Origin of the sequence: Streptomyces sp. DSM 40750 (assembly GCF_024612035.1) — a bacterium.
Taxonomy (GTDB): domain Bacteria; phylum Actinomycetota; class Actinomycetes; order Streptomycetales; family Streptomycetaceae; genus Streptomyces.
In genome coordinates this window covers 8682127-8707511 of the sequence record NZ_CP102513.1, presented here as the reverse complement: position 1 = coordinate 8707511, position 25385 = coordinate 8682127, and the positions used below count along the sequence as shown (strand labels likewise).

The 25385-nt window shown below is 70.3% G+C and carries 24 protein-coding genes; 17 read left to right on the top strand and 7 right to left on the bottom strand.

Annotated features, from left to right (window positions below):
* The first annotated feature begins 24 nt into the window (after positions 1-24).
* From JIX55_RS38595 to JIX55_RS38585, 3 genes are all read left to right on the top strand, one after another.
* Positions 25-702, top strand: coding sequence for a DUF6082 family protein (locus JIX55_RS38595; protein ID WP_257567862.1), 678 nt, complete (start codon positions 25-27; stop codon positions 700-702).
* 32 nt (positions 703-734) lie between these two features.
* Positions 735-1502 (top strand): transposase, encoded by a 768-nt coding sequence (locus tag JIX55_RS38590; protein WP_257567861.1) that lies wholly within the window; start codon positions 735-737, stop codon positions 1500-1502.
* A gap of 123 nt (positions 1503-1625) precedes the next feature.
* Positions 1626-1901, top strand: coding sequence for a hypothetical protein (locus JIX55_RS38585; protein WP_257567860.1), 276 nt, complete (start codon positions 1626-1628; stop codon positions 1899-1901).
* A 128-nt stretch (positions 1902-2029) separates the two neighbouring features.
* Here JIX55_RS38585 and JIX55_RS38580 read toward each other — a convergent pair whose 3' ends face one another.
* From JIX55_RS38580 to JIX55_RS38560, 5 genes are all read right to left on the bottom strand, one after another.
* Positions 2030-2269, bottom strand: a complete 240-nt coding sequence (locus JIX55_RS38580) for a hypothetical protein (protein ID WP_257567859.1) — start codon at positions 2267-2269, stop codon at positions 2030-2032.
* Positions 2270-2791: 522 nt separating this feature from the next.
* Positions 2792-3073, bottom strand: a complete 282-nt coding sequence (locus JIX55_RS38575) for a hypothetical protein (protein ID WP_257567858.1) — start codon at positions 3071-3073, stop codon at positions 2792-2794.
* Positions 3074-3115: 42 nt separating this feature from the next.
* Complete coding sequence (locus tag JIX55_RS38570) at positions 3116-3766, bottom strand: hypothetical protein (protein ID WP_257567857.1); 651 nt, start codon at positions 3764-3766, stop codon at positions 3116-3118.
* Positions 3763-4401, bottom strand: coding sequence for an RNA polymerase sigma factor (locus JIX55_RS38565; protein WP_257567856.1), 639 nt, complete (start codon positions 4399-4401; stop codon positions 3763-3765). The genes JIX55_RS38570 and JIX55_RS38565 overlap by 4 nt, the downstream gene beginning before the upstream one ends.
* Before the next feature lie 233 nt (positions 4402-4634).
* A complete protein-coding gene (locus JIX55_RS38560; protein ID WP_257567855.1) occupies positions 4635-5294 on the bottom strand; it encodes a hypothetical protein in 660 nt (219 codons plus the stop codon).
* Between the two features lie 180 nt (positions 5295-5474).
* On the opposite strand from JIX55_RS38560, the gene JIX55_RS38555 reads away from it, so the two are divergent.
* Positions 5475-5879 (top strand): VOC family protein, encoded by a 405-nt coding sequence (locus JIX55_RS38555; RefSeq protein ID WP_257567854.1) that lies wholly within the window; start codon positions 5475-5477, stop codon positions 5877-5879.
* 48 nt (positions 5880-5927) lie between these two features.
* Here JIX55_RS38555 and JIX55_RS38550 read toward each other — a convergent pair whose 3' ends face one another.
* Entirely contained in the window at positions 5928-6623 is a 696-nt protein-coding gene (locus JIX55_RS38550) for a helix-turn-helix domain-containing protein (RefSeq protein WP_257567853.1), read from the bottom strand.
* 160 nt (positions 6624-6783) lie between these two features.
* A complete protein-coding gene (locus JIX55_RS38545) occupies positions 6784-7908 on the bottom strand; it encodes a YihY/virulence factor BrkB family protein (protein WP_257567852.1) in 1125 nt (374 codons plus the stop codon).
* A 557-nt stretch (positions 7909-8465) separates the two neighbouring features.
* On the opposite strand from JIX55_RS38545, the gene JIX55_RS38540 reads away from it, so the two are divergent.
* The 13 genes from JIX55_RS38540 (at position 8466) to JIX55_RS38485 (ending at position 25372) form a co-directional block, all read left to right on the top strand.
* Positions 8466-10976, top strand: coding sequence for a Pls/PosA family non-ribosomal peptide synthetase (locus JIX55_RS38540; protein WP_257567850.1), 2511 nt, complete (start codon positions 8466-8468; stop codon positions 10974-10976).
* A 14-nt stretch (positions 10977-10990) separates the two neighbouring features.
* On the top strand, positions 10991-13456 hold the full coding sequence (locus JIX55_RS38535) for a non-ribosomal peptide synthetase (protein ID WP_257567849.1): 2466 nt from the start codon (positions 10991-10993) through the stop codon (positions 13454-13456).
* On the top strand, positions 13453-14586 hold the full coding sequence (locus tag JIX55_RS38530) for a TauD/TfdA family dioxygenase (protein ID WP_257567848.1): 1134 nt from the start codon (positions 13453-13455) through the stop codon (positions 14584-14586). Before JIX55_RS38535 ends, JIX55_RS38530 begins: the two co-directional genes overlap by 4 nt.
* Complete coding sequence (gene sbnB / locus JIX55_RS38525) at positions 14583-15623, top strand: 2,3-diaminopropionate biosynthesis protein SbnB (protein WP_257567847.1); 1041 nt, start codon at positions 14583-14585, stop codon at positions 15621-15623. The genes JIX55_RS38530 and sbnB overlap by 4 nt, the downstream gene beginning before the upstream one ends.
* Positions 15624-15669: 46 nt before the next feature.
* Positions 15670-16680, top strand: a complete 1011-nt coding sequence (gene sbnA / locus JIX55_RS38520; RefSeq protein ID WP_257567846.1) for a 2,3-diaminopropionate biosynthesis protein SbnA — start codon at positions 15670-15672, stop codon at positions 16678-16680.
* A gap of 116 nt (positions 16681-16796) precedes the next feature.
* A complete protein-coding gene (locus tag JIX55_RS38515) occupies positions 16797-18455 on the top strand; it encodes an acyl-CoA dehydrogenase family protein (protein WP_257567845.1) in 1659 nt (552 codons plus the stop codon).
* A gap of 357 nt (positions 18456-18812) precedes the next feature.
* Positions 18813-20141 (top strand): helix-turn-helix domain-containing protein, encoded by a 1329-nt coding sequence (locus tag JIX55_RS38510; protein ID WP_257569619.1) that lies wholly within the window; start codon positions 18813-18815, stop codon positions 20139-20141.
* 157 nt (positions 20142-20298) lie between these two features.
* Positions 20299-21702 (top strand): hypothetical protein, encoded by a 1404-nt coding sequence (locus JIX55_RS38505; protein WP_257567844.1) that lies wholly within the window; start codon positions 20299-20301, stop codon positions 21700-21702.
* Between the two features lie 94 nt (positions 21703-21796).
* Positions 21797-22375, top strand: coding sequence for a GNAT family N-acetyltransferase (locus tag JIX55_RS38500; protein ID WP_257567843.1), 579 nt, complete (start codon positions 21797-21799; stop codon positions 22373-22375).
* A 92-nt stretch (positions 22376-22467) separates the two neighbouring features.
* A complete protein-coding gene (locus JIX55_RS51185; protein ID WP_309474722.1) occupies positions 22468-22551 on the top strand; it encodes a putative leader peptide in 84 nt (27 codons plus the stop codon).
* Positions 22552-22717: 166 nt separating this feature from the next.
* Positions 22718-24409: a nitrite/sulfite reductase gene (locus JIX55_RS38495; protein ID WP_257567842.1), complete on the top strand. Its 1692-nt coding sequence runs from the start codon at positions 22718-22720 to the stop codon at positions 24407-24409.
* Positions 24410-24440: 31 nt separating this feature from the next.
* A complete protein-coding gene (locus JIX55_RS38490) occupies positions 24441-24620 on the top strand; it encodes a hypothetical protein (protein WP_055540327.1) in 180 nt (59 codons plus the stop codon).
* Entirely contained in the window at positions 24617-25372 is a 756-nt protein-coding gene (locus JIX55_RS38485) for a phosphoadenylyl-sulfate reductase (protein WP_257567841.1), read from the top strand. Before JIX55_RS38490 ends, JIX55_RS38485 begins: the two co-directional genes overlap by 4 nt.
* Positions 25373-25385 lie beyond the last annotated feature (13 nt).

Here is a 25385-nt window from a genome sequence, read left to right as displayed (position 1 = left end):
CTCGTTGGCGCCGTTGCGGTTGCGGTGACGGTGGTGCTGTTGTCGCCTTTCGTGCTGGAGGCACTATCCGGCTCCAAGGGCGTGGACTGGAACAGGCTGAGTCAGATCGGCGCGGCGTACGGCTTCACGTCGGCGATCGTCTCGGCGCTGGCGTTGGCCGGCGTCGCTGTTTCCCTGGTCGTGCAGAACCGGCAGGCGAGGGCGGAGCAGGTCCAGGGGATTCGCAGCTACTACCTGGAGCTCGTCCGCCTAGAACTCGACGACATGCCGCTCTTCCAGCCAGTGTGGGGCGACACTGACATCGTCGATCCGCATGAGCAGAAGCGGCATGTCTACGCCGACCTCATGATGAACTACGCGTGGATGGGCTTCGAGATCGGGACCATTCGCGAAGGTCTGCTGCGGGACATGCTCGCCGGGATGTTCGCCGGAGAGGCTGGCCGACATTACTGGAGCAGGGCTCACACCTCGTGGATCCCCAGCACGTCCGCAAGCCGGGTCGGTCGTCGCTTCCTGGCCATCGTGGGCGAGGAGCACGCTCGGGCTGTCGCTTCCGGACCGCCGACTCGCTCGACCATTGCGTCCCGTCCGCCTGCCGTGCCGCCTGCGGGGGCGTCGCCCGCGCTGCGGACATCGGTCGGTGCCCTGATCGGTCTGGGCGCCGGCCTGGCGCTCGGGTCGCTGCTGCGCAGCCGACGTTAGGTGTTGCCTGCCACAAACTAGATGATCACGGTGTGGCTGGTGTGATTACGGCGTCGGAGCCGTCTTGGATAACGCCGTTCTCCGGACTGAGCCCGCGTCAGTTCGGCAAGTTGGAGGCCGCCCTGCGGCGTGAGGGCGCCGACACGGTTCGCCGGGGACGACCTTGGAGTCTGACCCTGGAGGACCGGGTGCTATTGGTCGCGGCCTACTGGCGTACGAATTTGACGATGCGCCAGCTGGCCCCGCTGTTCGGCGTCTCGAAGTCGGCGGCAGACCGGATCATCGTTCAGCTCGGCCCGCTGATGTCCCTGCAGCCGAGGCGCCGCTTCGCCAAGGACACCGTGCTGATCGTTGACGGCACCCTGGTGCCCACCCGCGACCACGACGTAGCTGAGCAGTCGAAGAACTACCGGTACTCCACCAACCACCAGGTCGTGATCGACGCCGACACCCGCTTGGTGGTTGTGGTGGGCCGACCACTGCCGGGCAACCGCAACGACTGCAAGGCGTGGGAAGAATCCGGCGCCAGGGCCGCAGTCGGCGGCACCCTCACAATTGCCGACGGCGGTTATCCGGGCACCGGACTCGTCATACCCCACCGGCGCCGTAAGGGCGAAGACCTGCCCGACTGGAAAGTGGCGCACAACAAGTCGCACAAGCAGGTCCGAGCACGCGTGGAACACGTCTTCGCCCGCATGAAGACATGGAAGATTCTCCGCGACTGCCGCCTCAAAGGCGACGGCGTCCACCACGCCATGCTCGGCATCGCCCGCTTGCACAACCTCACCCTCGGCGGATAGTCGGACGGGCCTTCAGCCCCACCACCCGAAGATCATTTACGGGACAACCCTAAGCCGAAGAATGTGACCTTTGAGCCCGACAGCAGGCGGGCATAACGCTCGCACAACTAGGGGGTGGGGCGGGTGGCGGAGTACGAGACCGGCCGGTTCGTCAATACGCTGTACTTCAGCAAGTCCGAGACCGAGGACCTGGCGAACGCAACCGCAGCTGCCGCTGTATTCGCGGCCATTTTTCCGGAACCGGCAATCAGCAAATCACTCGCGGCCACCCTCAGCCTCATCTCAGCGGGGGCCAAGTGGGCAGTGAAGAAGGACAAAGCTCTCTGCGTCAAGTGGCTCTCGCCCACGGATCCGCCGCTCGGGCCCTCTACGTTCTACGTCCATGACCGGAAGTTGTAGCCCCACATCCTTGGTAACTCGTTGTAGGCGTTACCTAGGGGCGTTGTGGACATGGATTGGGGTTGCCGGTCCCGGTCCCGCCGCTGATCATGACGGCCGGACCGGGGCCCCTCCCCGCAATGTTGGCGTCACTCCGGTTGGGGTCCGGGCCGGAAGGCTTGCGCGATGATCGCGTAATGGGCGGCGATCTCCAGTTGGCGGTCGCTGCTTATCGCGGCGTCCGTGGTCTCTGCTCTGGCCAGGAACGCACGGGAGCGTTGGAGGCAGTAGGCGCGCACTTCCTCGTCGCTGGCGTCCCCGAGGTTGAACCCGTCCGGCGCCGGGGGTGCCGTGTACTCCGCTCGATTCCAGGGCCTGTCTTTCGCCATGGCTTTCCCCTCCCAGTGAATGCGGATAGTCATCCGCATGGTGACCGGAATGCTGGCACGAGATGGCGTCAGGGTCTGCCCGCTCGGCAAGACCGCCATCAAACCGCGCTGATGGTCCACTCCTCGGGAACGAGTTCGTGGGCTCCAGCGAGAAAAAGATCACCCGCGCGTCCTCGGGGGCCCCGCAGTCCTTGACCGTCCTCTCGAAGAGGCGGTTGTACAGCTGTTGTCGACTGGCCCCGGGAGTGGGCCGTAGTCGCCATCCGCCGTTTCCACATGCCAGAAGTAACCCTCACGCCCCGTAATGGTGATGACCCAATGCCAGCGCTTCCGCACGAACTATTGATGCTTCATGAGCTCAGGCCGCCGCAACAGCCGACGCCTCGTACGCCTTACGCGCCTGCAAGCGGGCTGCGGCCGGCGCGAGAATCAGACGGAGTCGGCTGATCAGCTCGGGCCCCAGCGACGTCCGTCAGCTCGGGGGCGTCTGCGACGTCTCGGGGGATCTGCTCGATGACCGCGTCACCGAGCAGTGCGCGGCGCTCTTCGCGGGTCACGCGGCGGCCGCCATCGACCGCGCGTCCGTCGCGTTCCGGCGTGCCACGCCTGGCACTTCGCCAGGTTGCAACGGCGGCCCTGGCCGGCGAACGGCTCGTCCGGCATGCCGACCTTCCGCCACTGGTCGATCTGCCAGGTGGATACGCCGTAGTACGTCTCGATCCCCCGCTGGGTGAGCAGGGGGACGAGGTTGGCCTGAAGGGGGACGCGGCGATCAGCCTTCGTGCGCTGGGCGGGTTTGTTCATGAGGGGATGGCTGTCCTCATGGCCCACAGCCGCGTCACCGCCTCACCGCGGCGGCTTCAGCTGGGGACGGCTCACGGGGTCGCACGGCTTGACCTGGCCCTTGAAGAACATGTACCGGAAAGCTCGGGCCCTTCTCATGTCCGACCCCTTCGGACCGGAACCGGGCAGGTACTCCTCGACCACATACGCGTCCGCATGCGTCATGACGTACTGGTAGCCCCACTTGCCGTCGCCGGTCTTCCGCTGATTCAGGGGCGTTCCCCGATCGAGCCGGCAGGTCTTGCCCGCGGGAATCTTGTCGACGATCGCGGTGAAGCCGGCGGCCCGGATCTCGCGTGCCAGCCGCTCGAAGTGCTGGGGGTCCCCCCACCAGTCGAGGTCGCGGATGGAGATGGTCAGCGTGCCGTCCGGGTTCTTCTCCACCGCGTAGGCGGGAGTCTCCGTCCCGCCCGGCACCGCCACCGCCACGCCGGCCACGATCGACGCCGCGGCCAGCCCCCACGCGAACCGCCTCCGCACCCGGCGCCCGTGCTCGCGCCCGCCGGTGCCTTCTTTGTCCATCGTCCGCCAACTGCGCATCAGGTGTTCCTCACGCTGGATCCGTCGGCCGGCGGGGAGGTCCCGCTCGGCCGGCACGGCCAGCAGCCGGCGCAGTTCTCGGACGTCGCCGTCCCGGTCTCCGTCCCAGCTCACCGCAGTCCCCTTCCGTTGTCCCCGCTCGGCCGGACCGCCTCGTGGCGGTCACCTGTCTGCTGCCGTCTCGCGGCCACAGGTTCCGTGTCACCGTCGAGATTCTTCTGCGTCAGTTTCTGCAGCCGACCACGCGCCCGGGACAGCCGGGAGCGGACGGTGCCCACCGGCACCCCCAACGCCTCGGCGGTCGCGGCGTAGTCCAGTCCGGCCCACACGCACAGCGCCAGCACCTCGCGGTCCGGCCGCGACAACTGGTCCAGCGCCTTGCGCAGCGCGGCGATCCGCTCCTGGTCCTCGAGCCGGCCGACCACCTCGTCGGCGAAGTCGGGCAACAGGCCGGGCGGGGGCATTCGCTCCATCAGGGCCCGGTGCCGTCGGGCCGTGCGTCTTCGGTGGTGCACGACGTACGTGGCGATCCCCAGCAGCCACGGCAGCAGGCTTCCGCCGTGCGGGTCGACCTTCTCCCGTATCCGCCAGGCTTCGAGGAACACCAGTGAGACGCAGTCCTCAGCGACCGACCAGTCGCCGGTCAGGCGGAAGCAGTGGTTGTACACCGCCCGCCCGTGCTCGCGGAACAGCACCCTGAAGGAGTCCTCGTCGCCCGCTCGGACGCGGGCCCGGAATAGTGGCTCCATATCTGGTTCTGCCATTCCGCCACCCCCGAGTTCCCTGTGATGCGCGTCACGGGACCGGAATGCGGTCCTGAAGCAGGGTGCGGTCCTGAAGCAGGGTGCGGTCCTGGTCGGCCGAGCGGGCGGCCGGCGTTTCGCCGTAGGAGATGCGCGCCGATGGCATGGGCCGGCCCTCTTCGGGGCCCGGCCGCGTCGAACGGCACGCCCGATTGGACCGTTCCATTCCTAGCCGGGGCTCAGCCCGACGTGCCCACCTCGTTGTTCGGTGCGCCGTCGCCCGCCGGGGGCAGGTCGCCGCGTTGGACCGGCATGCCGTCGTGCGGGGGCAGGTGCTTGTCGTGGTGGCGGGGCGGGAGGAGGTAGGCGAGTTCGGCGTCGGTGGGGCGGTGGGCGGCGAGAGCGGCGGCGCGCAGGACGTCGCGGTCGACGGCGGCCGTGGCGGCACTGATCCGGACGACATGGCCGTCCTCCGGTACGGCGTACTCGTGCTGTCCCGCCGAGGTCCGGTACCAGGCGTCCCCGTCGCGCTCGCAGCCGACCGACGCGCCCGTGCCCTGGCCGAGCGGCTGCTCGGGACAGCTCTCGGCGTTCATCGTGCCGTGGTCGACGAGGAGCAGGAGCTGGGCGCTGTTCTTCCGGGACCAGTAGGCGGCGGAGAAGCCGTCTCCGCCGTACACGCCGACCGACTGCCGGGCCAGCGTGAATCCGGGGGACTCGGTGACATGGACGAGCCCCGGCGCGAGGCCCAGCGCCTCGGCGCGGGCGTGCAGCTCGGCCCGGTCGGGGGCCGGCATCAGGGGCTCCCGGCCCGCTGCCACGACCTTCTCGGTCCCGCAGGCCGTGAGCAGCAACGGCAGCAACGCCAGGGGCAGCAGAACACGTGCGGTACGGAGCATGTCCTACATCCTGCCGCACAGTTGTTCCACAGGTAGGGCAAAGAGTCCGTTCCGCGAGAGCGCTTACTCACACGATTCACTTCGCGTCACGGAAGGTGCCGGGCCCGCGGGCCCCAAGAGGGACATGGGGTGTCCGATTCCTTCAAGACCGGCTGACATCGGCCCGCCTACGGTGACCGTATGACTCCACGACTCGATGCGATCGGCATGGTGGCCTCGGACATGGCCGCCTCCGTCACCTTCTACCGTCGGCTCGGTTTCGCCTTTCCGGAGGGCGCCGAGAACCAGCCGCACGCCGAAGCCCAGCTGCCCGGCGGACTGCGGCTGATGCTCGATACCGAGGAGACCGTCCGCTCCTTCTTCCCCCAGTACCGCCCGGGGACGGGCGGCGGCGCCGGGCTGGCGCTGCTGTGCGACAGTCCCGCCGAAGTCGACGCGGTGTACGAGGAGTTGGTGAACGCCGGGTACCACGGCGAGCTGAAGCCGTGGGACGCGGTGTGGGGCCAGCGGTACGCCGTGATCCACGATCCCGACGGCAACGGGGTCGACCTCTTCGCACCGCTGCCGACGTCCGCCCCCGAGTAACCGTCCCGCCGCCACCCGGCGCCCGGTACCCGGTACCCGGTAGGGCCGCTACCGCCCGTCGAGCAGTTCGCCGAGCGGCAGCCCCGCCAACTCCCGTACGTCACGCGCCAGATGCGCCTGATCGGCGTACCCGGTCCGGGCCGCGGTCGCGGCGAAGGGCACCCCGTCCCGGGCGAGCGCGAGCGCCCGTTGCAGCCGCAGCACCCGGGCCAGGGTCTTGGGCCCGTATCCGAACGCGGTGAGCGACCTGCGGTGCAACTGCCGTGCCCCGAGCCCGAGTTCGTCGGCGGTCGCGGCGACCGGCTGCCCCGCGTCCAGCGCGACGACGACCCGCCGCAGCAGCGGATCGGGACGCTCCACGTCGGCCGCCCGCTCCAGGGCCACCTCTTCGAGCCCACTCGCCGGATCGGCGGCCGCGTTCACCCGGGCGGTGAGCCGCCTGACGAGCGCCGGTGACCACAGCTCGGCCAGCTCCACCCGCCGGTCCCGCAGCTCATGGGCGGGCACACCGAGATAGGCGGGCGCGGTGCCGGGGTAGAAGCGGAGGCCCGCCCAGCCGCTGGGCGCACCTTCGGTGACGTACGCCGTCGAATCCGGCCCGGCGACCAGCAGCCGCCCGTCGTTCCACAGCAGGTCCATGCAGCCGTCGGGCAGAATCCGCCCGGTCCCGGGCCGGCCGGGACCACTCGGCGTGTTCGTCCACACGACGGCCCCGCTCAGCCGAGACGCCCGTTCCGCATACACACGGAAAAGGCTACGCCCGCGCCCCGGGCCCCTTCAGGGGCGCGGGGCTGCGTCGATCCACGGCTCCGCCGTGTGGGCGCGAGCCACCAGACACAACCCGCAGTCCGCGTACAACCCGGCCCCGAACGGCGCTCCGCGGCTCCACGCGGAGCGCCGGGCGCTAGTCGTCCCCCTTCTTCACAGGTGACCGCAGCCGCGACGTCACGTCCTCCGGGGGCAGGAAGCGCGACCACCGCTCCGGGAACTCGGAAGGCATGTCCGGGTCTTCGGGGTCGTGGGAGCGGGCGGCGGCAGCGCGGGCGACGTACTCGGCGGCCTGTTCCTCGCGGAGGCGCTCATTGGCGGCGCGGGCGGCGGCGGTGGCCGCGGCGGGCCAGACGCGGTCGATGGCGGCGTTGACGGCGGCGCCGACGAGGACGGCGAAGGCGCTCACACCGATCCAGAGGAGGACGGCGACGGCGGCGGCGAGGGAGCCGTAGATCGTCGCCCCCTCGACCGTGTTCGTGAGGTAGATGCGGAGCAGGAAGCTGCCCAGCACCCACATACCGAGGGCGACGAGGGCGCCCGGGACGTCCTCGACCCAGGGGGAACGCACCGGCACTGACACGTGGTAGAGCGTCGTGAGGAAGACGATGGACAGGACGATCACGACGGGCCAGTAGAGGACCTGGACGACGGTCGCGGACCACGGGACGATCCGGACGACGGCGTCGGGGCCGGCCACCATCAGCGGCAGGGCGATCGAGCCGATCAGCAGGGCCACGAGGAAGAGCAGGAACGCCATGAGGCGGGTCTTGACGATGCCGCGGACGCCGTCGAGGCCGTACATGACGGTGATGGTGTCGATGAAGACGTTCACCGCGCGGGACCCGGACCACAGGGCGAAGAGGAACCCTATGGAGATGACGTCGGGGCGGCCGCCTCTCATCACGTCGTCCAGGATGGGCTGCGCGATCTCGGCGACGCCCTTGTCGGACAGGACGGTGCGCGAGGCCTCCAGGAGGTTGAGCTCCAGGCTGGCGATGGTGTCGGCGCCGGTCCAGTCGTCGACGTAGCCGAGCAGGCCGATCATGCTGAGCAGCAGCGGCGGCACGGAGAGCAGTGTGAAGAACGCCGCCTCGGCCGCGAGGCCCAGGATGCGGTACTCGATGCAGGAGTTGACGGTGTCCTTCAGGAGCAGCCAGGCGGTCCTGCGCTTGGAGACGTTCCGGTAGAGGGCACGCGCGCGGTGGAGACGCCCATGGGGACTCTCGGGTGGTCGGGGTGACTGACTTGCTGGCTGCACGCCCTAAAGGTATCCGGCTGCGCGTGCCGCCCTCACCTCCCGGTGCCGCCGGCCGAGGCGGGGTCCGTGTGCGGCGCAGGCTTCCCTCCGGTCGCGTCACGAGGCAGCAAACAAAAGGAAACCCAGCAGAAAACAAAGGTGATTACGAATCGCTTTTTCTGTCATGCACGTGCTGGCCGAATCAGTGAGGGACCAGAAGTGGAACGCTCGGGCACGCTTGTACCCGCTTTTTGGAAAGTTCCCCGCTGGGACCTCGGGCCGGGCCGGGTTCGACAGGCCGCGAGAGATCGAAAAAGGGGCGGGAAAGCGTCAATCACCCGGCCCGCCTTGACCCGTTCCCGAATGTACCGAAAGAATCCGGATTGCATTCCGCTGCGCCCACCTGGACCAGGTACCGGCGCAACGTGCACCGGGGGATTCGTGCAGGCTCCGACCAGGCCTGATCAATTCCGCCACACCCGTCACCGCTCCCCATTCCCTCTCCTTCTGTCATTCCGCGCGCCGTCCCGTTCACCCCCGGGCGCCTTCCATCGCAATACCTGTCGCGGAGAAATTCAATGACATTGCCAGTGCCACGACACGTGGTGGAAAAACCGGGTGAGGTCCAGGCGGCCGAGCCGGACGCGGCGGAATCGTACACCGCCACCGAGCGGCTCCTCGCCGAACTTCTGGCCGGCATCGCACGCGTCGAACATGTGCCCGCAGAAAGCCATTTCTTCGACGACCTGGGCGCCGACTCCCTGACCATGGCCCATTTCTGTGCCCGCGTCAGGAAACACCCCGATCTGCCATCGGTGTCCATCCGGGACGTCTATGGCCACCCGACCATCCGCGGCCTCGCGGCCGCACTCACCGAGGCACCGCCACCGCCGGCCGCCCCACCGGTACCCGCCGAGGTCACACCGCCGGGCAGTACGTTCCGGTACGTCCTGTGCGGGGCGCTGCAGCTGCTCCTCTTCGCCGGGTACTCCCTGCTGGCGACGCCCGGATACGTACTGGGGTACGAGTGGGTGGCGGACGCCTCGGGCATCGTCGAGATCTATCTGCGGTCGGCGCTCTTCGGCGTACTCGCCTTTCTCGCCCTGTGCACCCTGCCGGTCGTCGCCAAGTGGCTGCTGATCGGGCGGTGGAAGCCCGTGGAGTTCCCCGTGTGGGGTCCGGCGTATCTGCGGTTCTGGATCGTGAAGGCGCTGCTGCACACCAGTCCGATGATCCTGTTCGTCGGCAACCCGCTGTACGTGCTGTACCTCCGGGCCCTCGGCGCCCGGATCGGCCCGGGCGTCACGATCCTCAGCCGCACCCTCCCGGTCTGCACCGATCTGCTGACGATCGGCGCGGGCACCGTGATCCGCAAGGACTCCCACTTCCTCTGCTACCGGGCGCGCGCCGGGCGGATCCGCACCGGCCCGGTGACCCTCGGCCGGGACGTCTTCGTCGGCGAGCACACCGTGCTCGACATCGGCACCACCCTGGGCGACGGCTCCCAGCTCGGCCACTCCTCCGCGCTGCGCGCCGGCGAGGCGGTCCCGGCCGGGCAGAGCTGGCACGGCTCCCCGGCCCGGCGTACGGACGTGGACCACATCCGGGTCGCCCCGGCCGACTGCGGCACGCTCCGGCGGGCCGGATACGGACTCGCCGCCCTGCTCCAGACGCTGCTGCTGTACGTGCCGCTGACCATCGGCGGCGCCTATCTGCTGCTCACCGCCGCGCCCTCACTGGACACCCTGCTCGCGCCGGCGTCGCAGCACATCACCTCGGCGCGCTTCTACGTCGAGGCGCTGGCCCTGTCGCTCGTACTGTTCGCCGGTGCCATCTCCGCCGCAGCCGTCGTCGTGTTCGTCGTGCCCCGGCTGCTGCGCCCGCTGGTCCGGCCGGACCGCGTCTATCCGCTGTACGGCTTCCACTACTCGGTGCACCGCGCGATCGCCCGGCTGACCAACCTCAAGCTCTTCACGTGGCTGTGCGGCGACAGCTCCTACATCGTCCCGTACCTCAAGGCCCTCGGATACGACCTCTCGCGCGTCGACCAGACCGGGTCCAACTTCGGCACGGAGGTGCGGCACGAAACGCCCTATCTGGTGAAGGTCGGCAGCGGCACGATGGTCGCGGACGGTCTCTCGGTCATGAACGCGGACTACTCCGCTACGTCGTTCCGGGTGTCCCGGGCGGCGATCGGCGGGCACAACTTCCTGGGCAACGCCATCGCCTACCCGGTCGGCGGTCGGACCGGCGAGAACTGTCTGCTGGCCACGAAGGTGCTGGTCCCGCTCGACGGCGAGATCCGCGAAGGGGTAGGGCTGCTCGGCTCGCCACCCTTCGAGATCCCCCGCTCGGTGGAGCGCGACACCCGCTTCGACCATCTGCGCGAGGGCGACGAGCTGCGCCGCCGGCTCGCCGCGAAGAACCGCTTCAACCTGCGCTCGATGGGACTGTTCCTGTTCCTGCGCTGGCTGCACACCTTCGCGCTCACCGTCCTCGGCTTCGCGGCCTTCGACCTGTACGGGCACGGGGACGGCACGCCGGGACTGCTCGCGCTCGCCGCGCTGCCCCTGACGGCGCTCGGGTTCACCGTCCTGTACTACACGCTGGTGGAACGGTCCATGACCCGCTTCCGGCCGCTGCGGCCGCGGTTGTGCTCCATCTACGACCCCGTCTTCTGGCAGCAGGAGCGGCTGTGGAAGCTGCGGGACACACACATGCAGGTACTCAACGGCACCCCGTACAAGAACCTCGTCTGGCGGCTTCTGGGGGTCCGGATCGGGCGGCGGGTCTTCGACGACGGGGTGGTCATCACCGAGCGGACACTGACAGCCGTCGGGGACGACTGCACGCTCGCGGCGGGCAGCAAGATCCAGGCCCATTCGCAGGAGGACGGCACCTTCAAGTCCGACCACGTCACGATCGGCGCGGGCTGCACGCTGGAGGTCGGGGCGTTCGTGCATTACGGCGTGGTGCTGGGCGAGGGGGCCGTGCTCGCGCCGGACTCCTTCCTGATGAAGGGCGAGGAGGTGCCGCCGCACGCGCGCTGGGGCGGGAACCCGGCGACGGAAACCGCCGGAGAACGGTGAATCGGGGGAAAGTGATGGATCAGTCGGAGTCGGGCACCGCTGCCCGGAAGTACTGGCACGAGGTGCTCACCGCCGGGGGGCGGACCGTGATTCCGCGGTGGAGCGCCGATCCGGTGAAGGGCGTCGCCGCCTACGAAGTGGCGCTTCCCGAGGGGCTGTTGGCCGCTTCGGACGGTACGGCCGCGGTGCTCGCCGCCCATGCCAAGGTGCTCGCCGCGATGTCGGGCGAGCACGAGGTCACCACCGGCTGGATGGAGGACGGCCGGCTGCTGCCGTGCCGGCTCACGACCGCGCCCGGCGACACCTGGCGCGATCTGCTGGGGCACACCCACCGCGTCACCACGGAGCTGCTGACGCACGCCGGCTTCCCGGTCGACGCCTTGCGGCGTGAACTCGGCCTCCCAGAGCCGCCGTTCGAGACCGTGCTCGACACGAGCGGAGGTGACGGCGACCTCGACGAGGACGTGGTCCTGCGGGTGGGGCTGGTGCACCGCGACGACGGGCCCGCGTTACGGCTGCGGTACCGCACCGATGTGCTGGACGAGGACGGCGTGGCCCGGATCGCCGGGTACCACGTCACCGCGCTCACCCGGCTGGCCTCCGAACCGGACGCCGAACACGGGCGGCGGAGCCTGGTGTCGCACGACGAACTCCGGTTCCAGCTCGACGGGTTGGCGGGTCCGCACCGCGAACTGCCCGACCGCCCGGTGCACGAGCTGTTCGAGCAGCGGGTGGTGGCGCACCCGGACGCGGTCGCGGCCGTGCACGGCGACCGGCGCTGGACGTACCGCGAGCTCAACTCCCGCGCCAACCAGCTCAGTCGGGCCCTGCTGGTCCGGGGTCTGGGCCACGAGGGCGTCGTCGCGGTGGTGACCGAGCGGAACCTGGACTGGATGGCGGCCGTCCTCGCGGTGTTCAAGGCCGGCGGCGCCTATCTGCCCGTCGAGCCGCACTTCCCCGCCGAGCGCATCGCCACCACCCTCGCCCGCGCCGGCTGCGAGCTGGTGCTCACCGAGGAGGGCAGCACGGCCACGCTGGACAAGGCCCTGCCCGCGCTGCCCGGGGTGCGGCGGCTGCTCGTCGGGGAGGCGTACGACGAGGCCCATCCGGACTCCGACCTCGGCATGGCGATCGCGCCGGACCGGCTCGCGTACATCTACTTCACGTCCGGTTCCACGGGCGAACCCAAGGGCGCGATGTGCGAGCACGCCGGAATGCTCAACCACCTCCACGCCAAGCTCGACGACCTCGGCATCGGCGAGGGGGACGTGGTCGCGCAGACCGCGCCCCAGTGCTTCGACATCTCCCTGTGGCAGCTGCTGGCCGCGCCGCTGGTCGGCGGGCGGACGCTGCTTGTGGAGCAGGAGGTGATCCTGGACGTCGAACGGTTCGTCGACCGGATCGCCGAGGGCCGGGTGAACGTGCTCCAGGTGGTGCCGTCGTACCTCGAAGCGGTCCTCGCCCATCTGGAGCAGACGCCCCGGGAACTGCCCGGTCTGCGCCGGGTGTCGGTCACCGGGGAGGCGCTGAAGAAGGAGCTGGCGGAACGCTGGTTCGCCGCCGAGCCGGGGATACCCCTGGTCAACGCCTACGGGCTGACCGAGACCTCGGACGACACCAACCACGAGGTGATGGACCGGGCTCCGGAGGGTGGCCGGGTGCCGCTGGGCCGTCCGGTCCGCAACGTCCGGGTGTACGTCGTCGACGAACACCTCTCCCTCGTCCCGCTGGGCGCGCCGGGGGAGATCGTCTTCTCCGGGGTCTGCGTCGGACGGGGGTACGTCAACGATCCCGAGCGCACCCGGCGGGCCTTCACCACCGACCCGTACCTGCCGGGCGAGCGGCTGTACCGCAGCGGTGACCACGGACGCTGGCGGCCCGACGGCAAGCTGGAGTTCCTGGGCCGCCGGGACACCCAGGTCAAGGTGCGGGGCTTCCGCATCGAGATCGGCGAGGTGGAGAACGCGCTGCTGCGGGTCACGGGCGTGCGGGACGGGGCGGTGGTGGTCGCCAAGGGAGCGCACCTGGTCGCCTTCCACTCCGGCCGGCCGCTCGCGGGCGAGGAGCTGCGGGACCGGCTGGCGGCCTCGCTGCCGGCGTACATGGTGCCGTCGGTGTTCCACTGGCGCGAGAGCCTGCCGCTGACCGCCAACGGCAAGATCGACCGGCGGACTCTCACCGAGCTCGCGGAGCGACTCGACTCTGCGAAAGGCGAGTCGGGAGAGCTTCCGGCCACTCCGACGGAGGAGCGGCTGGCTGCCGCGTGGGCCGAGGTGCTCGGTGTGCCACGGGCCCGGATCGGCCGTCGTGACCACTTCTTCGACCGGGGCGGCACCTCGCTGTCGGCGGTGAAGCTCGCGATCGCCCTGGACCGGGCGGTTTCCCCCAAGGACGTGACCACGCATCCGGTCCTGTCCGACCTTGCCCGGCTGATCGACACAAGGTCCGGCGCGAACACCGCAGGAGGACAGTCGTCATGAGTTTCCTGAATCGCCGCGGCTCCGCGAGCCGCCGCCGCAAGGACGCGGGGGAAGGGCTCACGGCTGTGGGCGGAATGGCACCGCCCTCCTCGACCCCCTTGCCGCTCCCGCCCATCGAGTTGCTGGTCGGCAGGCCGCCGCTCCTCACCGTCTCCCCCGTCGACCCCGCTGTCCACTGGGCCGCCGGACACCGGGAGGCCCTGCGTGCCGCCGTCGCCGAGCACGGTTCGGTGCTCGTGCGCGGCCTCGGGCTGCGGGACGCGGCCGAAGTCGGCGCGGTCTTCCGTACGTTGGCCGACACGCTGATGAGCGAGAAGGAGACCTTCGCGCCGCGGCGGACGTACGCGGACGGCGTGTACTCCTCGACGGCCTGGCCGCCGAACCAACCGATGTGCATGCACCACGAGTTGAGCTACACGGTGGAGTTCCCCGGTCTGCTGCTCTTCGCCTGCCTGGAAGCCGCCGAGCGGGGAGGGTCGACCGGGGTCGCCGACGGGGAGGCCGTACTGGCCGCGCTGCCGCCCGAGTTGACCAGGCGGTTCGAGCGGGACGGCTGGCTGCTCACCCGCTCGTACAACGACGAGATCGGCGCGTCGGTCGCCGAGGCGTTCGGCACCGACGACCGGACCGTCGTCGAGGCCTACTGCCGGGCGCACGCCATCGAGTTCGCCTGGCGGCCCGACGGCTCCCTGCACACCCGGCAGCGGCGCGCCGCCGTGCTCCGCCATCCGGTGACCGGCCGGCGCTGCTGGTTCAACCAGATCGCGTTTCTCAACGAATGGACCATGGACCCCGAGGTGCGGGAGTACCTGGTGGACATGTACGGGGCCGACGGGCTGCCCTTCAACACCCGTTACGGCGACGGCGACCCGATCGGCGAGGACGTCGTCCGGACCCTCAACGAGATCTACGAGGCGCACACCGTCCGCGAACCGTGGCGGCCCGGTGACCTCCTGCTCGTCGACAACATCCGCTCCGCCCACAGCCGTGAGCCCTTCGAGGGGTCGCGCGAGGTGCTGGTGGGCCTGGCGGATCCGGTACGGCCGACCGACTGCGACCCGCGGGACTCCGATGCGAAGGACTCCGATGCGAAGGACTCCGATGCGAAGGACGAGGTGAGCTTCCGATGACCGAGGTTCCGGGTTTCGCCGTGATCTCCGGCGCCCAGGTGCAGCAGGCCTTGCGGGGCCGGGAGGAAGAGATCGTCGAACTGGTCGAATCCGCGTATCTGTTGCACGGGGCGGGCGACACGGGCGACACGGTCAATCCGCCGTCGTACTTCCTCCGCTTCCCCGACCGTCCGTCCTCGCGGATCATCGCGCTGCCCGCCTCGCTGGGCGGGAAGTTCCAGGTGGACGGTTTGAAGTGGATCTCCAGTTTTCCGGAGAACACGGCGTCCGGGCTGCCGCGCGCGTCCGCCGTGCTGATCCTCAACGACCACGCCACCGGCTATCCGTTCGCCTGCCTGGAGGCCTCGGTCATCAGCGCGACCCGGACGGCCGCGTCGGCGGCGCTGGCGGCCGACCGGCTGAGCGCGCGCCGGGGGGCGCCGCGCCCGGTCCGGGTCGGCTTCCTCGGCACCGGCCTGATCGCCCGGTACATCCACACCTTCCTCTCGGCGACCGGCTTCGCGTTCGAGGAGGTGGGGGTGCACGACCTGTCCGCCGACAGCGCGGCCGGGTTCCGGGGGTATCTGGAACGGTCCCACGCGAGCGGGCGGGTGACCGTGCACGAGCGTGCCGAGGACGTGATCCGGGCGAGCGACCTGGTGGTCTTCGCGACGATCGCGGGCGAGCCGCACATCCACGAACCGAAGTGGTTCGCCCACCACCCGCTGGTGCTGCACGTGTCGCTGCGCGATCTCGCGCCCGAGGTGCTGCTCGCGTCGGCGAACTTCGTCGACGACGTCGAGCACTGCCTCAAGGCGAACACGTCACCGCATCTGACCGAACAGCTCACCGGCACACGGGACTTCCTCGATGGAACGCTCCATGACGTCCTCACCGGCCGGACGACCGTGCCGGCGGACCGTCCGGTGGTCTTCTCGCCCTTCGGCCTCGGGGTCCTCGACCTCGCGGTCGGCGGTTATGTCCACGACGAAGTGGCCCGCTCCGGCGGACTACGGGTCGTGGACGACTTCTTCCACGAGCTGCGCCGCCACGGCTGACCGCCGGGCGCAGCGAGTACCACATTGCACAACCAGGGGGGCCGCAGTGCCAGTCATATCCGTTCCCACGGACTTCAACGAGGAGGAGCTGTACGTCGATCTGCGACAGGTCGTCGGACACCAGCTCTTCCTGAAGTGCGAGGGGTTCAACTTCGCCGGCTCGATCAAGCTCAAGGCCGCGACCGAGATGGTGCGGGCCGCCGAACGGGACGGACGTCTCCGGCCGGGCTCGACACTCGTCGAGTCGTCGTCCGGCAACCTCGGCGTCGCGCTGAGCATGATCGCGGCGAGCCGGGGCTACCGGTTTCTGTGCGTGACCGATTCCCGGTGCAATCCGCAGACCCGGCGCATGATCGAGGCGCTGGGCAGCCGGGTGCACGTCATCTCCGAGCCGGACCCGCACGGTGGGTTCCTCGGCGCGCGGATCGCGTACGTCCGCGCGCTGTGCGCCGCCGACCAGCGGTACGTGTGGCTCGACCAGTACACCAACCAGGCGAACCGGCGGGCGCACTACCGCACCACCGCGCCCGCCATCGCCCGGCAGTTCCCGCGTCTGGACGTGCTGTTCGTGGGGGTCGGCACCTCCGGGACGCTGATGGGCTGCGCCCAGTGGTTCTGGGAACGACGGCGCCGGGTGCGGATCGTCGCCGTGGACAGCGTCGGTTCGGTCGCGTTCGGCGGGGCGCCGGGCCGCCGGATGATCCCGGGGCTCGGCACGAGTGTGACCCCGGCGCTGCTCGACCCGTCCTACGTGGACGACGTCGTCCGGGTGGAGGAGATCGACACCGTACGTGCCTGTCACCGCATGGCCCGGCGCGGTTTCCTCTTCGGCGGTTCCACCGGCACGGTCGTCAGCGGCGCCACCGACTGGCTGAACCGGGACGGCTCACCCGACGTCACGGCGGTGGCGATCTCCCCGGACCTCGGCGAGCGCTACCTCGACACCATCTACCGGCCGGGGTGGCCGCTGGAGCAGTACGGGGAGGGCGTACTGGACCCGGAGGACGAGTTCGGAACAGGAGAACTGGGGACGGGCGAGCTGGCGGCGCCGGTCTGAGAAACGCGCCCGGCCGGGCCCGTGCCGTTCGGCGCGGGCCCGGCCGGGGCGAGGCGGGGCGGGCGCGGCATCCTGGCCTGCTGAGCGGTTCCCTCGCCTGGAGGTAGGTTCCCTTTATGGCTGCCCGCACCCACGAAGTGACCAATCAGGCTCCGCCCCTGGTGGACTACGACGTCTTCACCGCCGACCGGGTCCTGGCGGAGGCCGTCGACCGGCATCTGGTCCCGGACGTGCTCGACGAGGCGCGGGGCGAACTGTCGGGACTCGGTCGTACGGCGGGTTCCGCGCAGGTGCAGGAGTGGGGGCGGCTGGCCAATGAGAATCCGCCGAAGCTGCGCACGCACGACCGGTACGGCAACCGGATCGACGAGGTGGAGTTCCATCCGTCCTGGCACCGGCTGCTCGGCAAGGGCGTCTCGGCGGGGCTGACGGCGGCCTGGACCCGGCCCGGCGGTCATGTACGGCGCGCGGCCGGTTTCGTCGTCTGGTCCCAGGTCGAGGCCGGCAACGGCTGCCCGCTGTCCATGACCCACGCGGCGGTACCCGCCCTGCGCACGGACCCGGCGCTCGCCGCCGAGTGGGAGCCGCGGCTGACGTCCCAGCTCTACGACTGGGACCTGCGGCCCGCCGACCAGAAGGCCGGGGCCCTCTTCGGCATGGGCATGACCGAGAAGCAGGGCGGCAGCGACGTACGCGCCAACACGACCGGGGCGCGGCCGCTGGCCGAGGAGGGGACGTACGAGCTGACGGGCCACAAGTGGTTCTGCTCGGCGCCGATGTCGGACGGCTTTCTGGTACTGGCGCAGGCATCCCCCGGAAAGGGCGAAGGGGGCTTGACGTGTTTCCTCGTGCCCCGGGTGCTGGCGGACGGCTCGCGGAACGTGTTCCGCATCCAGCGGCTCAAGGACAAGCTGGGCAACCGGTCGAACGCCTCCGCCGAGGTCGAGTTCGACGGGACGTGGGCGCGCCGGGTCGGGGACGAGGGCCGGGGGGTGCGCACCATCATCGAGATGGTGTCGGCGACCCGGCTGGACTGCGCGCTGGGCGCGGCCTCCCTGATGCGGCAGGCGGTGGCGCAGGCGGTGCACCACTGCGCGTACCGGGAGGCGTTCGGCGGCCGGCTGATCGACAAGCCGCTGATGCGCAATGTGCTCGCCGATCTCGCGCTGGAGTCGGAGGCGGCCACGACGCTGGCGATGCGGCTGGCCTCGGCGTACGACGCGGCCGAAGCGGGCAACGAGAACGAACGCTCGTTTCTGCGGCTCGCGGTGCCGGCCGCCAAGTACTGGGTGACCAAACGCTGCGCCCCGACCGTGGTCGAGGCCTCCGAGTGCCTCGGTGGCAACGGCTATGTCGAGGAGTCCGGCATGCCCCGCCTGCTGCGCGAGTCCCCGCTCAACTCCATCTGGGAGGGCGCCGGAAACGTGCAGGCCCTGGACGTGCTGCGGGCCCTCCAGCGTGAACCGCGGGCCCTCGACGCCTACTTGCGGGAGGTGGGCCGGGCCCGGGGCGCCGACCACCGGCTCGACGGCGCCATCAAGGACCTGCTGACCGAACTCGCCGATCTGGACGGCATGGAGGCCCGCGCGCGCCGGCTCGTGGAGCGCCTCGCCCTCGTCCTCCAGGGCGCGCTCCTCGTGCGGTACGCGCCCCCTGCCGTCGCCGACGCGTTCTGCGCCTCCCGGCTGGGCGGCGACTGGGGCACGGCCTTCGGCACGCTGCCGCACACACTGGATCTGGCGTCGGTGGTGGAACGGGCGCGTCCGGTGAGCTGAGCCGCCGCCGGGCAGGAGACACCCCCTTTATAGGGGTGCCCTCTTTCGAGTGGCACGACGCGGGGGTGGCGCTGCGCCGACACGGCACCACCCCCGCTTCTGGCCCCTTTGAGCGGAGCGCATACGCCGCACCGGGCGACGTTGAACAAGTGTCAAGCAGTCCGGGACGGTTCGCCAGAGTTGCAGGGGGTTGCAACTCGTCCGCGCTCTGTGGCCGGAGTGTGTCCCTCCGTGGCCGAGGAGCGGCAGACTATGAAGCCCGCAGTCAACGCCGTTACGCAGATCCGGACTTCCACGGCCACCAGGGGCCGTGGCGCTGTCGGGCCTGCCGGGGAGGATCGAGTGCCGCTCTCGCCGATGGAAGTCGCGCGGCTCACCGCCACGGACGCCGCCCGGGCGGCACGGGTCCTCGGCGAGGCGCGTGCCTCCACCCTCGACGGCCGACGGCCGAGAGCCGCCCCCCGCCCGGTGATCCGAGAGTCCTGGGGCCGCACGGTCCACAGCGGCGTCGACCCCGACCACGACTTCCGGTCCGACCTGCTCAGCCAGGACGAGATCGAGCGCCGCCGTCAGAGCACCCGCCTGCGGCACGTCCTGCCGGTCCTCCGCGAGGGGCTGCTCTCCCTCGCGGACACCGCGCAGCACATCATGATGGTCGCGGACGCCGACGCCCGGGTGCTGTGGCGCGAGGGCAGTACGGCCGTGCTCCGCATGGCGGACGGGCAGGGTCTCGGGATCGGCGCGGACTGGCGCGAGGAGACCATCGGCACCAACGGCGTGGGCACCCCCCTCGTCTCCCGCCGCCCCGTGCAGGTCTTCTCCGCCGAGCACTTCGTCCGTGCCCTGCACCCCTGGACCTGCACCGGCGCCCCCATCACCGACCCGCGCGACGGCCGTCTCCTCGGCGCGGTCGACATCAGTGGCCCCCTGGAGACCCTGCATCCCTCCACCCTCGCCCTGGTCGACGCCGTCGCCAAGCTCGCCCAGGCCCGGCTACGAGAACTGCACCTGACCTCGCTCGAACAACTGCGCGCGGTCGCGGCGCCGGTCCTGGCCCGTATCGGCGGCCGAGCGATCGCCGTCGACCGGGACGGCTGGACGGCCGCGGTGACCGGCATGCCGTACACCAGCCGCGTCGCCCTCCCCAAGTCCCTCTCCCCCGGCCGCTGCCGGCTCCCCGCGCTCGGCCCGTGCGCCGTCGAGCCGCTGCCCGACGGCTGGCTGATACGCCCCACCGCGGACCCCGCGCCCGCCCCGGCCGCCACCCACATCACCCTCGACGTCTCCCAGCCACGCCGCTGGACCGTCACGGTCGTCGGCTGCGCCGGTTCCTGGACCCGTGAACTCACCCCCCGCCACGCCGAACTCCTCTACCTCCTCGCCCTCCACCGCGGCGGCCGCAGCGCCTCCGCCTTAGCCGACGACATGTTCGGCGACCCCGCCCGCACCGTCACCGTCCGAGCCGAGATGTCCCGCGTACGCCGCTATCTCGGCGCCTTCCTCGACCACCGGCCGTACCGTTTCACCGAACGCGCCGATGTCGAAGTCCTCCTTCCCGAGGCCCCGTTGGACCTGCTACCGCATTCGGTGGCACCGGGGGTGGTGCGGGCACGCGGGGTGATACCGGTGGTGGCGCGGCAGGGCCCCGTCCGTTTCGTCGAACACCCCCAACCCCCTTGCCGGTGAACGGATCATGGCCCCGGAGTGAGGGATCTCCCTGTATTTCACGCGTCCTCGGCGTGACACGTGTCCCACTGCCGTAGCATCGCTGCCAGGCCGCCCCACCTGTCTCTCCGTCAAGGTCTCGTTCTCGGTGAGCAGTTGGTCGTCCCCGGGAGGTTTTATGAAGCAACGCGGTAGGCACCGTCGACGCAGAAGGGGACGTGCGCTGCGTGCGTCCCTGGCGGGGACCGCGCTGGCGCTCACGGCGGCGGCCACGCTGATCAGCACGTCGCAGGCGGCGGGCGGGGAGACGCCGGGCGCGTTGTCCTCGATCGGATCGGCCGGTGAGCTGCGCAGGCTTCAGCTGCGGGAGACCCTGACGGACGAGACCGGGCTGCGCGTTCTCGCCGACGAGATGGGCGGTGGGGTCGGTGTCGAAGAGGTCTTGGAGAGCGCGAACCATGTGATGCGCGACGAGGGCGACTGTTTCGACTCCGAGAAGGACAACCTGCCCGCGGAACCGGCGGCCTCGCGGGCGTACTGCTGGGAGCCGGGCGACGCGGTCAACGACAAGTGGGTCCCCCGGTCGGTCACCACGTCCCGGAACAACCAGGTCATCGTGTCCGGGTGGACCAGCAAGGCGGGCAGCGGCGACACGAGCGCCGGGGGTACGGGTGCCGGCCGTGCGAGCGGCGACAGCACCGGCGACGAGGGTCTCGCCAGGGTCGCCTTCATCGACGCCGAGGACCCCGCGAGCCTCAGGTACCGGTGGGTTCTGCTGGTCGTGCCGAAGGCCGACGGACAGGGCTTCGAGGGGCTGCGTTCCCGGCTCGGCGGCATGGCCTGGTACGAGGACAAGTTGATCGTCACCGCGCGGGGCCCGCAGAGCGGCGGACGGCAGGACGACTCCCTGTACGTGTTCGACATGGCTCGCTTCCTCCGCGCCGATGTGACCGACAGCGACGTGATCGGCAAGGTCGGCGACGGCTGGTCGGCCCATCACTACCGGTACGCACTGCCCGCGGTCGCCACCTACAGCCCGGCGGCGGGCAGCGGCTGTGACGCGCGCGACAACGACGGGGTGCCCTGCTTCGGTTCGCTCTCCCTCGACCGGACGTCGGCGCGGCCCAGCGTCGTCGCGAGCGAGTCGTTCGAGCCGGGCCGTGAGGAGCCCGCCCGCGTCTGGCGCTACGCCCTCGACACCACCGCCGACCGCACCGGCCTGCTCACCACCACCGGGCGCTGGAGCGACGCCGTCGCCACCGAGGCGTACAAGACCGAGGCCACCGGTGTCCAGGGGGTCCTCTCCCACCACGGGAACTGGTACATCGGGCAGGCCCCCGAGGGGCGTGACGAGCACGACACCCTCTGGCGGCAGGACCAGGACGGCGCGAAGGTCGCCAGGTGCGCGGCGGACAAGTCGAACGAGAAGTCGGGCCTGCGGTCCTACGCCTGCTGGGGGCGGCACACCGCCTCCCTCTCCTACTCGCCGGAGACCGACGAGGTATGGACGCTCACCGGTCCGATCCCCGAGCGGGCCCTGTACGCCGTGAAGCTGTCGGACCTCGACGGCACGCTGGACTGAGGACGTCGGGCCCGACGCCGAATCAGGGTGCCTGGCCCGACCGGGGAACCGGCCGGCCTTGGAAGCGGACCGGGCCCCATGATTCCCTGGCCCCATGAGCAGCCCCGTCACCACCTGGTCCCTGGAACAAACCTCGCCGAGCGACCTGCTTCCGGCCGCCGCCCCCGACGGCGACGACCTCCGCATCGTCCGCTCCGAGGTCCCCTCCCCCGAGTTCAGCCGCTTCCTGTACGCCTCCGTCGGCGGCGACATCCGCTGGATCGACCGGCTGTCGTGGTCGTACGACCGCTGGCAGGAGCACCTGGGACGGCCGGGCGTGGAGACCTGGGTCGCATACGATCGGGGCACTCCCGCCGGCTATGTCGAGTTGGAGCCGCAGGACGACGCGGTCGTGGAGATCTTGTACTTCGGACTGATCCCGGCCTTCCGGGGCCGGCGCATCGGCGGACACCTCCTGTCGTACGGGACGGCCCGGGCCTGGGACCTCGCCGAGCGGTGGCCGGGGCTGCCGCCGACCAAGCGGGTCTGGCTGCACACCTGCACCCGGGACGGGGAGCACGCCATGGGGAACTACCTGCGGCGTGGGTTCACCCTGTTCGACACGAAGGTGACGGAGGAGGCGGACGTTCCGGCGCCGGGTCCCTGGCCGGGGGCCGCCGCTCCCACACCATGACCCACATCACATCGTCTCGGCATGCGAGACATCTCTGTCCGGAATATGGATGACGGTGGACTGGGTCTAAAGAGCCGTGACACGCTTCCGTCATGTCTGGAACTGGAATTGCCTTGGTGAGTCGGCGGCACGTCGACCTCGGCCGCATGTCCAGCGCCATCTGTCCGGTGAGCTGACGCCCCATACCGCGAGGGGTCCGACGACCCCGGGCGACAGCGCCGCACCACTCCTCTGTTTCAGCCGGCGCAAGGACGCGCAGGCGCCGCACACGCCGCCCGTGTGCCCGCATGCGCGCGTACGCGCAGGTCAGAGCCGCTTCCACGCCTTTCCCGAAGGACAACCATGGCCGCCACCCCGCAGAACTCCGCCACGCCACGCCGCAAGGTGAGCCGTCACCGTGGCGAAGGACAGTGGGCCGCGGGACACTTCACCCCGCTGAACGGCAACGAGCAGTTCAAGAAGGACGACGACGGTCTCAATGTGCGGACACGCATTGAGACGATCTACTCGAAGCGCGGCTTCGACTCGATCGACCCCAACGACCTGCGCGGCCGGATGCGCTGGTGGGGTCTGTACACCCAGCGCAAGCCCGGGATCGACGGCGGCAAGACCGCCATCCTGGAGCCGGAGGAGCTGGACGACAAGTACTTCATGCTGCGGGTGCGGATCGACGGCGGTCGGCTCACCACCCAGCAGCTCCGGGTGATAGGCGAGATCTCGCAGGAGTTCGCGCGGGGCACGGCCGACGTCACCGACCGGCAGAACGTCCAGTACCACTGGATCCGGGTCGAGGACGTCCCCGAGATCTGGGAGCGGCTGGAGGCCGTCGGCCTGTCCACCACCGAGGCCTGTGGTGACACCCCCCGTGTGATCATCGGCTCACCCGTCGCCGGGATCGCCGCGGACGAGATCATCGACGGCACGCCCGCGATGGACGAGATCCACCGGCGGATCATCGGCAACAAGGACTTCTCGAACCTGCCCCGCAAGTTCAAGTCCGCGATCTCCGGCTCGCCGCTCCTCGACGTGGCGCACGAGATCAACGACATCGCCTTCGTCGGTGTCCGCCACCCCGAGCACGGCCCCGGCTTCGACCTCTGGGTCGGCGGCGGCCTGTCCACCAACCCCAAGATCGGGCAGCGGCTCGGCGCCTGGGTGCCGCTGGACGAGGTCGCGGACGTGTACGAGGGCGTCATCTCGATCTTCCGTGACTACGGCTACCGGCGGCTGCGCACCCGCGCCCGCCTGAAGTTCCTGCTCGCCGACTGGGGCACGGAGAAGTTCCGCCAGGTTCTGGAGGACGAGTACCTCAAGCGGAAGCTGATCGACGGCCCGGCGCCCGACCAGCCGGTGGCGCGCTGGCGCGACCACGTGGGTGTGCACCCGCAGAACGACGGCCGGTACTACGTCGGGTTCGCCCCGCGCGTCGGCCGGGTGGACGGCACCACGCTGACGAAGATCGCCGACCTCGCCGAGGCGCACGGCTCGGGCCGCGTCCGGACCACCGTCGAGCAGAAGATGATCGTGCTCGACGTCACCGAGGAGCAGGTCGACTCGCTCGTCGCGGGCCTGGAGGCGCTGGACCTCACGGTGCACCCGTCCCCGTTCCGGCGCGGCACCATGGCCTGCACCGGCATCGAGTACTGCAAGCTCGCCATCGTCGAGACGAAGGCACGCGGCTCCGCCCTGATCGACGAACTGGAGCGCCGTATCCCGGACTTCGACGAGCCGATCACCATCAACATCAACGGCTGTCCGAACGCCTGCGCGCGTATCCAGGTGGCGGACATCGGTCTCAAGGGACAGCTCGTCCTGAACGACGCGGGCGAGCAGGTCGAGGGCTTCCAGGTGCACCTGGGCGGCGCGCTCGGCCTGGAGGCCGGCTTCGGCCGCAAGGTGCGCGGTCTGAAGGTCACGTCCGAGGAGCTGCCCGACTACGTCGAGCGCGTGCTCAAGCGGTTCCAGGAGGAGCGCGAGGACGGCGAGCGGTTCGCCGCCTGGGTCACCCGCGCCAGCGAGGAGGCACTGTCGTGAGCGTCAGCGAACGACAGCGAAAGGAGGGGCCGTGAGCGAGCGAGCCGCCCCTTTCTACTGCCCCTACTGCGGTGACGAGGACCTGCGCCCGAACGAAGAAGGTCACGGCGCGTGGGAATGCGGGGCCTGCAATCGAGCCTTCCAGTTGAAGTTCCTCGGGCTGCTGGCCCGGGGGCTTCAGCGAGCCGACAGCGGAGGGGATCACATATGACTACCGTTCAGGCGGATTCCGATACATCCGCGTCCTCGGAGGACGCGGCCGACCCGGAAGCGGCGAAGCGCGCCGAGCTCAAGGCGCTCGCCGAGCAGGCCGGCCGCGACCTGGAGGACGCCTCGGCACTGGAGATCCTCCAGTGGGCCGTGGACACCTTCGGCAAGCGCTTCTGCGTGACCTCCTCCATGGAGGACGCCGTGGTCGCACACCTCGCCTCCCGGGCCAGGCCAGGCGTGGACGTCGTGTTCCTCGACACCGGCTACCACTTCCCGGAGACCATCGGCACCCGGGACGCGGTCGAGGCCGTGATGGACGTCAACGTCCTCACGATCACCCCGCGTCAGACGGTCGCCGAGCAGGACGCCGAGTACGGCCCCAAGTTGCACGACCGCGACCCCGACCTGTGCTGCTTCCTGCGCAAGGTCAAGCCGCTCGAAGAGGGTCTGGCCCGGTTCGACGCGTGGGCGACCGGCCTGCGCCGCGACGAGTCGGAGACCCGGGCGAACACCCCGGTCGTCGGCTGGGACGAGAAGCGCGGCAAGGTCAAGATCTCGCCGATAGCGCGCTGGACGCAGGACGACGTGGACGCCTACGTCGCCGAGCACGGCGTCCTCACCAACCCCCTGCTCATGGACGGCTACACGTCCGTGGGCTGCGCCCCCTGCACCCGCCGCGTCGCCCCGGGCGAGGACGCGCGGGCCGGCCGCTGGGCCGGCAACGCCAAGACCGAGTGCGGGCTGCACCTGTGACCGCCGCACTGTC